The sequence below is a fragment of the Megalodesulfovibrio gigas DSM 1382 = ATCC 19364 genome (assembly GCF_000468495.1).
Lineage (GTDB): Bacteria > Desulfobacterota > Desulfovibrionia > Desulfovibrionales > Desulfovibrionaceae > Megalodesulfovibrio > Megalodesulfovibrio gigas.
Map to the genome: position 1 here is coordinate 3,466,432 of NC_022444.1, position 14,014 is coordinate 3,480,445.

The following is a 14,014-nucleotide window of genomic DNA, read 5'->3' on the forward strand; positions in this document are numbered from 1 at the left end:
TTGGCGCCATCAAGATCACCGGTTTTCCACAAGAGATTTCCAAGATGGGAATAAAAATGTGCGTAGTTGTCTTTGACTGCTATAGCATCTTGAGCTCTCTTGATCGCCTGGTCATACATCCCCAAGTCTGAAAATATGTTACTCGATCTAAATAAATAAACATCACTTCTGGGGCAACTATCCAGCGCCCTTTCAATGGACTCCGAAGCGCCTTGAAAATCACCATTTTTTGTTTGTAGTATTGACTTTTGATAATAGAAGAAGGGCAGTTGATTATACGCTATTAGCTCGTCCAGTCTTTCAAGCTGTGACTGCCCGGGGGCAGCCCTCAGCAACCCCTCCACAGTATTGAATTTAAAATGAGTATACGTGTCAATAAAATTCGCCGAAGACGAACGCATCTCATCGTATACGTCTCGCGGGAAAACTTCATTCCATGGCACGCTCATAAATCGTTTTAACGTGAAACAGTCGTACTGACCATTCCAAAAATACTGCAGAAGGTCTGAGGCAATTGTTCCAACAAGAGGGAGGGGCGAATAAAAAAAGCGCTCGACATTTGCGTTTATCACCACATCTGGGGACAGTCTTGTGATTATATCTTTGTAAAAGAACGGGGTGTGGAAAAAATATGTTTCGGAAAAATAGTCTGCGATGCGATTCAAAAAACCATTACTGAATGAGTCTCCAAAGATAATCGCCCTTTTCTGCTTAGGTATTGTGTTTTTAAAAACACGCACCAGGCCCCTCTCAAAAAGTAAGTTATCCCATGTCGATTTTGAAGTGTGCTCCAATTCGACACTATAGGCGTAACTGCTCATCTTGGGATCAATTGTTGCTCCAAGATCGCCTGGGCCTGTTTTAAATTCTTTAACGCCAGGAATTTTTAGCCCATCAAGTCCAAGCTTGCTCTGAAAGAACTCATTCCATGCGACACAGCAACCCACCTCATTCCAATGGGTATCAAGCTTATAGTATGTCAAGCAGTCTGTGTATTTTCTTAACGTGCTGCATGGATAAAAAACGTTTGACGATACCTGCTCAAGCTGCTTGGCGACACGTTTGTCTGAAACGAAAAGCCCTTCGGGGAGGAATTCTCTATATACGCAATGCTTGTTAGGCGCTATGAAGACAAAATACTCACAGCCATTTTTTTTACAAAAATCTACACGGGCATTGATGCTAGTGTTCCATCGTTGCAGCATTGCTGTCGACAGGTTTCTTCTTGCTGTTATCTGATCCAGAACCGGATTGGAGTCCCCACCTAAAAAAAGAAAACCATCCTTTCCCCGTATTGCCGTAATATCCATTCTGCAATCCTCAAACACATACCGAAATCACGACTTGGCAAAGTCAATATCGACGTACGTGTGGTTTGTTTTTCGAACTCGCATTCGCGTTCTCCCTACCAACTCTAACGGGGCTGGAGGGACAACCATATTAAAACGCCTCAAACAACGTCGGAACGGCAGGGCCCTGGCGGGGGGCACAGCCACGGGCGGCAGCTTGCCTGATTCGGCTTAATAACTTAAAGTGGACAGTTTCTCAAGCACCTGCTCCAACTCATCCATAGCGCCAAAAGCTCCGCACGAAGCTTCCGCCGTTCATCATTCTGGAATGATTTCGAATATTTATTGAATAAATTCAGAGGTTTAGGCAAATCAAGCTCGCCATTATCGTAAAATCCCCTCTTTCTGTCTACCACCTTACCGCCCCCAATGTACCGCCGTTCTGGTCCTGGCGCCAGAAGTGGCCCAGGAGAACTGGACCAGTCGCTAGAGCATATTAATTTTGAAAAGAGCTATACCCGCAGGAGGCAAACCACCCTTTTGCGTCCTGGGCTGTGACGGCATCCAGGGCCGTGGCAATGGCTTTGAGCAGTGTCTCTTGCGAACGAGCCTTTATGGATCGTAAGATCTGCTTTACTTTGCTCCACATCTTTTCAATGGGATTGAAATCAGGGCTGTATGCTGGCAGAAGAAGCACTCTTGCGCCTCGTTGTTCTATGAGTACTATAACTTTTTGGTCTTTATATGCAGAAAGATTGTCCATTACGACAACGTCGTCGTCGCGGAGGCGTGGTGCAAGCATTTTTTCTCTATTTATGCGGAAAATTTCAGCGTTAACAGCACCATCAAAGACAACGCATTCCGTACTTCCATCCAGTCGAATGGAAGACAGCATGGTCGTCGTTTTCCAATGGCCATGTGGGGCGGCGTCCACGCAACGATTGCCATAAAGCGCTCGACCATAGAGGCGGGTCATATTCGTTTTGGCGCTGGACTCATCCAGAAAGACAAGGCGCTCAGGAGGAATCTGTTGCACAGTTTCAGGCCACTTCTCACGCGCCTGTTTTACATCCTCCCGCTCTTGCTCAGCCGCGCGTAGCGATTTTTTTTATAGCTGAACCCGAGCGCTCGGATGGTATTGTGCACGGTGACAAGCGAGCATGTTTTTGCAAATCGTTCGCGGACTTGCTCAAGGGTAACGTCTGGATGTTCCTCCAGAAACGCAACAAGCTGTTCTCGCTCCTGGGGAGAGAAGGCCGCGGCCATGTGCCCTCTGCGGCGCGGCTCAAGCCTGTTCTCCTCTTTATATTCTCGGAGCCAGCGTTTGAGCGTGCTCGTGTGACATTCAAACATCCTGGACACGGTTTCCAGCGTCCCTTTGCCTGATAAGTATGCCTTTACCGCCAATTCTCGAACTTCTTTTGTTGCTATGCCCATGGCATGAGCATAGCACTATTGCTAGACTTTTTCAATATTAAAATGCTCTAATGAGCGGCTTGTCCCAGGCCTTGGCTTCCAATATGAATATGGGTATGTTGGGATTGGCTTTGACGCCCAGATAGTCAATGAATCTGGTCGTCTCTGCCTTGATACGCGCTTCCTCAGCGACATTCCCGCCCGCACCTCGGTCCCAGCCAAGCAATTGCAGCAGCCGGTCGAAAAAGAAAATCCGGGTATCATGCTCGTGAAACACGGCATCGCCAGCGCCAGCATAGGGGTTGATCGCCGGACGTGTTTGCTCATCCTCGATTGTTTTGAGCAACTCTTCGAGTCCAAGTCGAAACTCATTCTCGACGCGCCCCCTGTTCATTGCAGCAATTCCGGCAGACAATAGAGCAGGCGGCGCGCAGCGGGCCAGCCAGCGTTCATGAACATGTCGAGACAGTTGATCAACAAGCCACGCCGGCCTTCCTCCTCGAAGAGTTGCTTATGATCGGCGAGGAATATGCCAATGAGTTTGACAAACTGGTCCGCGCCGAGGGATTCGAACTGATAGCCCGTCTTGCGCCCACCGCCGAGCAGGGCGTGTGCTGTGAGGTCGAACGCACGTGCGGCATCGAACGGCCGCAGGAATTCCAGCAGGTTGAGCAGATTATAGACTGTGTGCGGCGTGGCATGATTGCCAATGATCTCCAGTGTATCCGCAATTTCGTCGAAGAACAGGCGGAGCCCCGCGCCTCCGAGGGCAGGCTCGGCCTCCTGGTCAGTATGGCTGGCTCCCGAGGCATAGTAGAGTTCGTGACAGACCGCATCAAGCAGCCTGGCCATGGCGCGCCCCTGCTCTTGCGCCGCCTCGTCAGGCTTCTTGATTGCAAAATAGTCAGCAAGGCCGCCGTCCGCCGCCTGGGCCACCGCATGCACAAGCGCCTGGGAGCGATGTCGAATCGCATTCTGCTCCGTATCCTCATTCGCCTTGCCGTCGAGGCCGAGCACCAACGCCTTGCGAAGTGTCCCGAGGACGTTACAGAGTTCGGGGAGATGCTCGGTCGGCATCGCGATCCAGCCGTCTATCACCGCATGGGCGGCCTGCCGCTCATGGGTCACCCAGAGAATCGTGAGCGAATTTGCGAGCGACTTGCGCATTCGCGCTTGCTTATCGGGCGCATCCGCAAAGCGCCCCAGGAGCCCAAGCGCCAACTGCAGCACCCGATCCGGCGCATGAGGAACAAAACGGCAGAGCACGTCCGGCATAACATGGTCGAGCACGCCCAGGTTGGTCTCCACATCGAAACGTGCCGACAGCCGTCGCCAGAATCCTTCAGTATCAAGTGCACTGATTCGCGGTAGATAAAGCGCCGCCATGAGCCGTACCGCCGGGTGCGGATCCTGAAGTAACGCATCGATTCGCAGTGCGAGCGCAGAGTACAGGTCGGGCCGTCCTCGCGAGAGAGCAAGCGCGAGCTTGGCGGCGTCGACACGTGGCGCGGGCGAGCCCCACGATGCGCCACGTTCAAAATTCGCCTCGGTGTCCTCTTCCGTTTGAGGACCTTGCGATGTCGCCACCAGCGTGAACAGATCGATTAAACGCGTGGTCGAAACGGGGTCCTCGGCCCTTGGCGTCTCCTTGCGCTCGATCAGGCGATCAAGGGCGCGAGCGATCTGGCCCTCGGCGTGGTCCACAAGATCGGGATGCTGCGCGTCGCGATCAATCGTTGAGGCCAGCCGTTCCAGCACATCAAGGGTTTCCTGGAGCGGGACCGGCGTTGCCTCTCTCGCATCCCGCTCAAGCTCGAGTTGGTCCTCGACGGTGTCAATCGCCGCCATCAGCGACTGGTTGGCAGGCAGGTCGCGGTCGAGCTCAAGGATCCAATCATAGGGCTTTGGGGAACCATCAATGCTGTGGATGGTATACAGTCGTTCATTGCGCACATCGTCCGCGGCCTTTGGCTCATCCACAACGGACCGTGCGTGGTCGGTCAGCAGCCGTTCCCGCCCAATTGCACCGAACAGCCAGCGCTCGAAGCTCTCGCGAGCGCCATCCGGCGACTGGAGTCGGGAAAAGTCAAATGCGGGCACTCCTGTCTCGAAGTCTCGACGCGCTGATTCACTCAGCCGATCATACCCGGCGGCCACTGCGTCCACGGCATCCCTCCACGTGTCGGGCAGTGTGAGGAAGGCCTCCTGCATCGCCAGGGGCAGCACGAGATCCAGCACTTCGTCGCGCCGTTCGCTTGCGACCATGAACAGGCGGGACCAAAAGATGGCGAGGCTTGCTTTCTCGACAAGGCATTCCACAACCGGCCGCGCTGCTGTTGCGTCGCTGCTTCGCAGATAGTCGAGCAGCGTCTTGACGAGGGCCTCGCCATCATCACGAGATTCCTGATCAGGGTCGCTGGCCCAGATGTAGCTCCAGTCTTCGCGCAGCCGGACCGTTCGTGATTCGAGCGTGATGCTGACATCCAGCCATTCGGATTTGCGGGGATTCTCGCGCGCGACATAGGCTTCGGTGGCCTCAAGAATCGCATCAACCGCTTCCTTGGGATGGAGCGCAAGAAACGTGGGCACAAATTCGGTGAGCGCATGGCAGGCCGATTCATAATCCTGGCGGGCATTGGAGCGCAGGGCCAAGATCTGGCTGTCCCCCAACATGGTTTCGCGATCATCTGTGACGACGTATGCGAAGACGTGCTGATAGATCTGCCGGGCAAAGGCAGGATCATGCGTGGCAATTTCTTTTATCCTGCGGCACAGCGCCGGCACCTCCTCGGGGGCAAAGCGCTCAAGGCGGGCAGGATCAAAGACGCGTTCAAGCAGACAGCGCGAGACCTCCGGATCGGTGTCATAGGTGCCGCCCACAAAGTTGATCGCCGCGATGACCAGATTGCGGGGTTCGTCGAGGGTCAAGGCATGGTCAAGCAGCGCGCGGGCTGCGATCCCAAGATCTGCGCGTTCCTGCTCGTCGGAAACCTTCCCGAGGAAGCAGAGCAGCAAGAACCGCATGACTTCGGAGACCGGAGACACATTCGCGGCAAGATCGCGCAACAATCGCACCCATGGCGCAAGGGGCGTTTCCGGATGGTCTTCGAGCCGGATGGCCAGTGCGCCGCTCAAGTGCACCAGTGCCTGCACCGCAAGATCATCTGCCTTGACAGCACGCTGCGCAAGTATGGCTACATCACTCGGCGACAGCGGATATTCGGCGCAGATCCGCCCGGTCGCGCCACGGATCACCGGGTCGCCGTTCCCGTCGGCCAGAATGCGAGCCGCCGCTGTCCAGAACCTCGCCCGGGTTTGGTCGGCATCCCAGATTTCGTGCAGCACGAATGCCAACGCAGGAGCGAGCATCAGCCCGCGAGCGTCAGCCTTGGGGAAGCTGAGCGAGCCATCTACCAACTGTTCCGGATCCAGATACTCTCGGGACACGGCATAATCGAAAAGAACATGGTGGCGGAATTGAATTTGGCGGTCACCGTTAATCGAGACCAGCACTCCCTTGCGCTTCAGGGCATCAACGGTTGCCGGCTCAGATCCCGCCGCTGTGGAAAAAGCCGCCCGAAGGACTCGCCCCTCGACCATTTCATGCACCATGCGATGAATGCAGGCTTTTGCAGGAGCCCCGAGCGCATTGACGCGGTGATCCCAGTAAAGCTTCAACAATGCTGTTTGCGAAGCAATGTGCGAGAAGTCGGCAGTGACCAGGCCGTCCTTGATCAACTCGCACAGCAGACGCGTGTTGAACGGGACTGCCGCAAGATCGCGCAGTGCAGGGGGCGCATGTTTGAGCGCGGCTTGGAGGGCCGGTGTCTGGTCGAGCAGCTTCTGAAACTCGGTGGGAGACCAGGACGGCACCTGCACGTGCCGAACGGTTTGAAAGCCCTGCGCCTGGAAATCTGCCGCAGGCGGGGCTCCCTTGAACAACGTTCGGTACTGTTGCCCCATCCGCAGGTCAAAGGTGCGTATGGAGGCAATGACACGCCAGCGTCCTTTCCGCTCCATGATGCGCTCAATGAGCTTGCGAAAGACGCCTTCCTCTTTATCCCCGCGGGCTGCGTCCAACGCATCGATGATCAGCCAGCCCGGACCTGCACCGTCCCAGGCGTCGAGGGTCTCAATCAGCCCATGCTCTAGCTCAAGTTCATTCTTGAGGCCTTCGAGGGTCTCGACCGAATGCCTGTCGACCGCCAGTTCAAGCACGTCATGCTTGCGAGCCCGCAGCTCGCGAGCAAGCGCGTTCAGCACGCCACTTTTCCCGGCTCCCGGCTCGCCCACGATGAGGAACGGCCCCTCAAGCGCCGCGGCCAGGATCGCCTCCTCGCATTCTCGCTTGATTGTGACAGGCTGGCCGTCCGCCGCCTCGATCGTCTCGTAGCGCTCCAGCATCTTGGCCGTTTCAGCGCTATGGTTGCGCAGCCGCTCGATATCGCGCTTGAAGTTCGGCGGTGACGGCAGCGTCAGACCCCGCGCAAAAAGGTCCCTGCGGAGCGTGGTAAAATCCACTCCCCCGCGCTGCGCCATCAACTCGCCGCACAGCGCCACAAGGCCAGCCACCAACGCCCGGGCATGTGCTGTGTGGGGGGTGTCGAAGGCCTGGAACACGGCAGCAGCTTCCTGTTCGAGACTCGCAGGATCGAACTGAAATATTCGAACCAAGCCTGCCAGCGTGTTGGCGAACCCGTGCTCCAACGGCGCGGAGGTGGTGCTTTTCCATGTGCTTTCGACAACGGCAGAGAACTGCGAAAAGGCTTTGGTCTGCTCCTTATTCAGCGCCCCGCCGCCCGGCTGCGAGGCGAGTCGAAGGGCATTCGCCAGCGTGAGCACCACCGTTTTAGGCGCAGTTGGGCCAACGGCCAGCACCAGACGATCAAGATGCGGATCCAGTGGACGTTTCCATTGCCGTGTTCCATCGCCGGACAGGCAAGCCAGCCAAAGCCGGACAAACTGGGCTATCGTCTTGCCCAGGGGGCTTACCGGATCTGATGAGAGCGACACGTCGGTCTTTGCCTGTATTGCAACAAAGCCGTCTGCGGATGTTGCAATCAGCATATCATCGACCGACGCTTCTGTTTCAAAGCGCATCCACACGGGTGTGGCGTCGCCCAGCTCGAGAATCGCGGGTAATGGCCGCTGGGCCAAAAGTTTGCAGCCGATGAGCGCGCCCAAGCGTTGTTGAAACAGGATGCCAGCGCTCGTCGCGGCGCCGCCACCGCCGACCCGCTGGGACGTTTGACCCGTCATGTTCACGTCGCGGTCCTTTGCTTCACGCTTTTTCCGTTTTCCACTACGCGTGATTGCGTACCGTAGTCAATCCTGCCTCACCCCTGCAGACGCCTATAATAGCGAGGGCAGATTTGTGGGGGAGTTCCGTAGCGCCTGAGCAATTCCTTCGGGAGAGGGAGACTCATTGCGCAAACGAGGGGAATCGCAATCTATATTTCAGACCAATCAAGTCAATTTGCCCCAAACGGCACGTTCGTTGGTAGTACCCCTTCATACGACGCCCACCGGCCGCAACTGCTCCCGTTGTGATTACACCATGACTGTGCCCGCCAATGATGGAAAGGGAGGCAATGGTATGCATTGCTCCAATTGTAGCCGCTACCAAGTCTTTAAGAACGTCTGTCGTGGCTGCGGCGCACGCTATGAGTAGCATACACTGCACAGTGTTATACAGGAAGATGGGTTTTCGTCTGCTTTGGACAGGATTTTCCGACCATACCACCGCATCGGGTTTTTTTTGGCAAACTGCGATCCGTAGTTGCCGCTCGCCCGGGGAATTCCGCTTGACAATGAAGGCATTGATAAGACAGATAAATTCACGCCGGAATGCGTCTCTCTGCGGTTGAGGGCACACGGTTAGGCCACACGATTAGGCCACACGGCCCCTGGAACTGCGGTGCGACATATGGCTATGATGAACCTTGATGTCTTTTCACAACAGTTGCTGCGATTTTACGACACGTGCCTCTCGGAGCATGGGGACACTGCGCGCGGGGCTGGCTGGCCGAACGAGACGGACCGCGGACGCAGATTCCGTATCGGATGCGAAATCATTGCGCAATTTGGCGGAGGTGACTCTGTCACGGTCTGCGATCTTGGCTGCGGCACTGGTGAATTGTACGGCCACATCGTGCGGAACGGCCTCGACAACATTTCGTATACCGGCGTCGATCTGTCCTCTGCCGCATTGCAGTACGCCACCGAGAAGTTTCCGGCAGCCAATTTTTTGCAGCTCGATGTCCTGCAGTGTTCAGATGAGCTGCTGCAAGCAATCAATTGCGATTTCATCTTCGCCAATGGCCTCTTTACAGTCAAAAACAGTGCCAGCCACGCGACGATGTTCCGCTTCATGACCGCGACGCTCGAACGGGTATGGCCCAAGGCCCGCCGCGGCATCATCTTTAATGTGATGTCGAAGGTCGTCGACTGGGAGCGCGAGGATCTCTTCCATGTATCATATGATGAGCTTGCCGAATATCTTCACCGACTGGCCGGACGTTTCATTGGGTTCCGAGCCGATTATGGCCTCTATGAACTGATGGCCTACGCGGTGAAGCCGGGAGCGGCGTCGCGGCAGGCCGTCTGCCGGCCAATTCCCCCACAGGCTGCATGGATCCCTGTCTTTCGCCCGGCCCTGCCAACCGCCGAACGCCTCGCCCCATTTCTTGCGATAATCGACCAGACCCGGCAGTATTCCAACTACGGCGGCCTGGTCGGACGGTTCGCGAAGCGCCTCTCGGAAACGTTGGGCCTTGGGGCGGACGGGGTACGCCCCGCTGTCTCCGGCACCCTGGCTCTGCTTGGAGCGATTCTTGCCAGTGCCGGACGGGCGAGTCCGGACCGTCCGTTGGCGCTTTGTCCGGCCCATACCTTCGTCGCCACAGCCAATGCGGCCGAGATGGCCGGGTACCAGCCGTATTTTGTTGATGTGGACGTCAATTCCTGGCTCTTCGAGCCGGCCATGGCCCGAAATCATCCCGCGCTGGACAGGGTGGGCTTGGTTCTGGCGGTGGCTCCTTACGGGCAGGGCGTCGAACAGGCGGCATGGGCGGCATTCTCTCGCGACACGGGTATTCCCGTGGTCATCGATGGCGCCGCCACCTTTGAACGATTAGCCGCATTTCCAGGGGAGTTGGTCGGACAGGTTCCGGTCGCCCTCAGCCTGCATGCGACCAAGACCTTCAGCACAGGCGAGGGCGGAGCGGTGGTCTGTGCTGACCGGGGCCTCCTCGATCGTGCGACAGCAGCGCTGAACTTCGGTTTCAATGGCGAACGCATCAGCAGCATGCCAGGGACCAACGGCAAGATGAGCGAGTATCACGCCGCCGTCGGATTGGCAGCGTTGGAGGCTTGGCCCGAAACGCAAGCCGCCTTCGACAAGGCGGCGTACACGTATCGGCGTCAGGCTGAAGCGGCAGGGTGTGGAGACCGAGTCGTCACCGCCCCTCGCATCGCCTCCTGTTACACGCTCTATCATGCCCGGGATGCAGTCGAGGCGGCGGCCGTTGAGAACGCTTTGCACGCAGCACGCATAGAATACAGGCACTGGTATGGCCCCGGCCTGCACCTGGAACCTGCGTTCCGGAGCGCGCCCCGCGACGAGCTGCCCAATACGGAACAACTGGGCCGTTGCCTCATTGGTCTGCCCATGGCGCCCGATCTGTCGACGCAGGAGATTTTTCGAATCGTGGCCGCTCTTGATGCAGGGTTGCGGGGAATTTCAGGTCATGACGAGGAGGGCAACAATGGCTGACGTGGTGCTTTTTGGCGCAGGGCAGATCGCGGATGTCGCACGCGTCTATATGGACACTCATGGCCCGGATCGAATCGTCGGCTTTACCGCGGATGCGGCGTACTGCACAGCCGAGACCTTTGCCGGTCGGCCGCTGGTCCCCTGGGAGGACCTTGAGCGCCATTTCCCGCCGGATCAGGTGCAACTGCTTGGTCCCCTCAGCTTTCGCAGGCTCAACGAATTTCGCCGGGCGCGCTACCTGGAAGGCAAGGCTCGCGGTTACGCCTTCACCTCCTTCATTCACCCCGCTTGCCATAACTATGCGCAGTCCATTGGCGAGAATTGTTTTATCCTGGAGGAGAACACGTTGCAGCCCTTTGTGTGCATCGGCAATAATGTCATGCTTTGGAGCGGCAACCACATTGGCCACCATACGCGGATCGAGGACCACTGCTTTCTGGCCGGGCATGTCGGCGTGGCGAGCAATGTGGTCATTGAGGAGGGCTGCCTCATCGCAGGCTGTGGCGGTGTCAATTATGGCGTGCGGCTCGGAGCCTGGAGTTTTGTCGGTATGGGCGCCATCATCCGAAGAGACCTCCCCCCGGAGAGTGTGACGCCCCCTACGCCGCACCCCCGCATTGCGCCGTATTCCAGCCGGCGGATACGGAGGCTGTTCTGATGTCCTGCCATGTGGCCACGGTCTGGCGGCGGATGCGCCGCATCATCGGCCCGGCAGAGTATCTCCCATGGAACAAGAGCCGTGTCGGACTCCCAGTCTGCCTGCCGTGCGACGAGCACTGCTGGCGTATCTGGTTTTCCGCATGCAACGAGCAGGGACAAAGCGATGCCTTGTGCGTGGACGTCGATCCATCGGATGCCATGAATATCCTGGCGTTTCGCCAGTGCCCCGGACTTGAACGCGGCGGGGACGGAGCGTTCGACAGCGCCGGCTTGATGCCGGGGTGCGTCCTCGCGGTCGATGGCTGCATCCTGTTGTGGTATTCCGGCATGCGTCTGCGCCAGGATGTGCCGTATGAACTAGCCATCGGGCTGGCTATCAGCGAGGATGGTGGCGTCAGTTTCCGCAAGGTGAGCGAGGCCCCTGTATTGACTGCCGGACCAGACGATGCCGGTCTCGCCCACAGCCCCATGGTCGTCCACCACCCTGACGGCTTCGAAATGTGGTATGCCGGCGGTACTGAATGGACATCGTTCGAGGGCCGTGTCAATCCACAGTATTCCCTGCGTTGCGCCCATTCTCCTGATGGCATTCACTGGACGCCAGCCGGTCCGGTTTTTGCCCTTGCGGAACAGGGAATTGGCGCTGCCGGGCGGCCATGGTTCGTCGCCTCGGAGCGGCCAAGGCTGTTTTTCGATGTCCGTGGGGCGAATCGCTTTCGCGAGCCAACCTCTGGGGAAGCCTATCGTCTGCATCATGCGCCACTGCACGGCAAGACGATACGACCAGCTGAGATAGAGCCGGTGGTGTTCACCCCGGTACCGACAGCCGATGATTGGGACGGCTGGATGCAGGCCTATTGCTGCATCGTCCCATTCCGGGATTCGCACATCATGTTCTACACCGGCAATGGCTTTGGTCGTGCCGGCTTTGGCTATGCAGTGGCCGAGCCGGTCTCCGGTGCTGAACAGATCCCAGACCGTGGACGATCGTGACCATGGCCTGCAGACATGCCCACCGGATCCGCCGACGCATTGCGGTCATGCAGCCGTACTTTTTTCCCTATGCCGGCTACTTCCGCCTTCTGGCAGGCGTAGACTGTTTTGTGCTGCTCGACTGCGTCCAGTTCAATCGGCGTGGCCGGGTGCACCGCACTGAAGTCCCGGCCCCGGCCGGGGGAACGCAATGGCTTACCCTGCCCCTGGCTCGGCAGCCGCGCGAGACGTGCATCCGCGACCTAGCCTTTGCGGCCGATGCCCGATCGGCCTTTGATGCTCGCTTGCACCGGCATCCTTGGCTGGCCGCTGGTTCCGGGCCTGCCTCGGACCGCGTCCGGGCCTTCCTGGGCTCCCCCCTGCTGCGGGTAATGGATTTTATCGAAGCCGGTGTGCATCTTGTCGCGGATTTGCTGGATCTGCGACCCGAAATCATCCTGGCGTCGACGCTGGAGCTTCCGCCCGACGTCCGCGGCCAGGATCGGATCATCGCCATTGTCAAGGCGCTGCAGGGAACGGAATACCTCAACGCCCCCGGTGGCCGAAGCCTCTATGACTCCCAGGCCTTCGAACAAGCAGGGCTGCAGCTCGAATTCCTGCCACCGTATGGAGGGGATTTTCCATTGCTGTTGCCAGCACTTATGTCCGTGGATCCTCGGGAGATCCAGGCCGACATCCGCCGAACAATGCGGGCCCCCATGGACATTGATTTATACGAGCATAACAGCTCGCTAAATAACGTACATTGCACTCCAGGACGGCGCGCCGGATGCGATGATTCTGCCAGAAATCATTAAATTCACTTCAGCGATTTCTGGATTGAAAAAGTCCATGGAGGATTTTTTCAACACCCTGATAAGGTTTCGTGACAACAATTTGAAAGACGCGGGTTCGAAATGAAACTGGTTGCGCAAGTGATAGCAGGCAACTCGGCGCATGATCTCATTGGATGCTTTGCCCATCATAGAAGCATGGGCGTGGATGCGTTCATCGTCTGTCATTGGCATTCGGATGACAACACGCCAGAGCTGCTGCAGACCCTGGAACGGGAGCACGCCGATATCACGGTTGTGCAGCTTCCGGGGAACCTGGAACAAATTCTGGACGCTGAGCGGGCTACACTGGATCTGGCACGCAGGAAATACGACGCCGACTGGATCATCCGAATCGATTCCGACGAACGCTGGCTTGTGCAACGCGGATCGCTCAAAGAGGCCGTGGCCAAGGAGACCCAGACGGCATCAATCACAGCGCCGCGCTATAATATTGTCTGGCCCACGCCGGAAGCAGCGGCGCAGGCGGACATCTCGTCAACAATGGCGTTGCGGGAACTCCCACTGGCCGTATTTCCGGTGACCATTGACCCGGCCGAGCGCAGCACCCTTGGAGGCATACCCTGGGTGCTTACACGCGTGGGGCCAAAATGCTGCATGCGCGCCTGTGAGTCCCTTGATTTCAACGTAGGCGGCCATGCGGTCATCAACCGGGTGAACAAACAGGGTATTCCGACTTCCGTCGCGACTGATATCGTCATTGCTCATATCGCTTTCACCACACTCGCTCGATTTGAAATCAAGATGCGTGCTGTCTCGATGATCGTCGACGCCGCGCCTGCAAACAGAAATCCCAACCTTGGCTGGCATTGGGTACGCCTTGCCGAAATTTTCAAGCAGGGCCCTGCGGCTGTGGAAGCCGAGTGGAGAAGGCAATTCATGACCCCAGAAGCAGCGGAACAGTTGGTCGGTCGCGAGGTGGTTGTTCCTGGAGACAGGGTCTTCGAATTGGCACGAACCCTTGCTTGAGATAGAACAACAGCGCACAATTTGTGCCCCTGAAAATTCTCATTTCCAGCGATTGAAAAGTGCCACCTACGTTCCTTGTT

9 protein-coding genes and 1 pseudogene are annotated in these 14,014 nt (G+C 57.4%); 5 read left to right on the forward strand and 5 right to left on the reverse strand.

Going from position 1 to position 14,014, the window contains the following annotated elements; genetic code table 11:
- The 5 genes and pseudogenes from DGI_RS18855 to DGI_RS15350 form a co-directional block, all read right to left on the reverse strand.
- On the reverse strand, positions 1 to 1,310 hold a 1,310-nt coding region (locus DGI_RS18855; protein ID WP_158407346.1), incomplete at its 3' end, for a hypothetical protein.
- 475 nt (positions 1,311 to 1,785) lie between these two features.
- A pseudogene (locus DGI_RS18105) lies at positions 1,786 to 2,367 on the reverse strand (IS630 family transposase); the annotation flags it as partial.
- On the reverse strand, positions 2,355 to 2,726 hold the full coding sequence (locus tag DGI_RS19610; protein ID WP_021762115.1) for a helix-turn-helix domain-containing protein: 372 nt from the start codon (positions 2,724 to 2,726) through the stop codon (positions 2,355 to 2,357). The gene DGI_RS19610 and the pseudogene DGI_RS18105, both read right to left, overlap by 13 nt.
- A 37-nt stretch (positions 2,727 to 2,763) precedes the next feature.
- Complete coding sequence (locus DGI_RS15345) at positions 2,764 to 3,099, reverse strand: hypothetical protein (RefSeq protein ID WP_021762116.1); 336 nt, start codon at positions 3,097 to 3,099, stop codon at positions 2,764 to 2,766.
- On the reverse strand, positions 3,096 to 7,970 hold the full coding sequence (locus DGI_RS15350; RefSeq protein WP_027193365.1) for an ATP-binding protein: 4,875 nt from the start codon (positions 7,968 to 7,970) through the stop codon (positions 3,096 to 3,098). The genes DGI_RS15345 and DGI_RS15350 overlap by 4 nt, the downstream gene beginning before the upstream one ends.
- 661 nt (positions 7,971 to 8,631) lie before the next feature.
- Between DGI_RS15350 and DGI_RS17560 the strand changes: the two genes are divergently transcribed.
- From DGI_RS17560 to DGI_RS15375, 5 genes are all read left to right on the forward strand, one after another.
- Entirely contained in the window at positions 8,632 to 10,479 is a 1,848-nt protein-coding gene (locus DGI_RS17560; protein WP_051286681.1) for a DegT/DnrJ/EryC1/StrS family aminotransferase, read from the forward strand.
- Positions 10,472 to 11,137, forward strand: a complete 666-nt coding sequence (locus DGI_RS15360; RefSeq protein ID WP_021762123.1) for an acetyltransferase — start codon at positions 10,472 to 10,474, stop codon at positions 11,135 to 11,137. Before DGI_RS17560 ends, DGI_RS15360 begins: the two co-directional genes overlap by 8 nt.
- Positions 11,137 to 12,132, forward strand: a complete 996-nt coding sequence (locus DGI_RS15365) for a glycoside hydrolase family protein (protein WP_021762125.1) — start codon at positions 11,137 to 11,139, stop codon at positions 12,130 to 12,132. Before DGI_RS15360 ends, DGI_RS15365 begins: the two co-directional genes overlap by 1 nt.
- Before the next feature lie 47 nt (positions 12,133 to 12,179).
- Positions 12,180 to 12,929, forward strand: coding sequence for a WbqC family protein (locus tag DGI_RS15370; RefSeq protein WP_021762127.1), 750 nt, complete (start codon positions 12,180 to 12,182; stop codon positions 12,927 to 12,929).
- A gap of 99 nt (positions 12,930 to 13,028) precedes the next feature.
- Positions 13,029 to 13,934 (forward strand): glycosyltransferase family 2 protein, encoded by a 906-nt coding sequence (locus DGI_RS15375; protein WP_021762129.1) that lies wholly within the window; start codon positions 13,029 to 13,031, stop codon positions 13,932 to 13,934.
- Positions 13,935 to 14,014 lie beyond the last annotated feature (80 nt).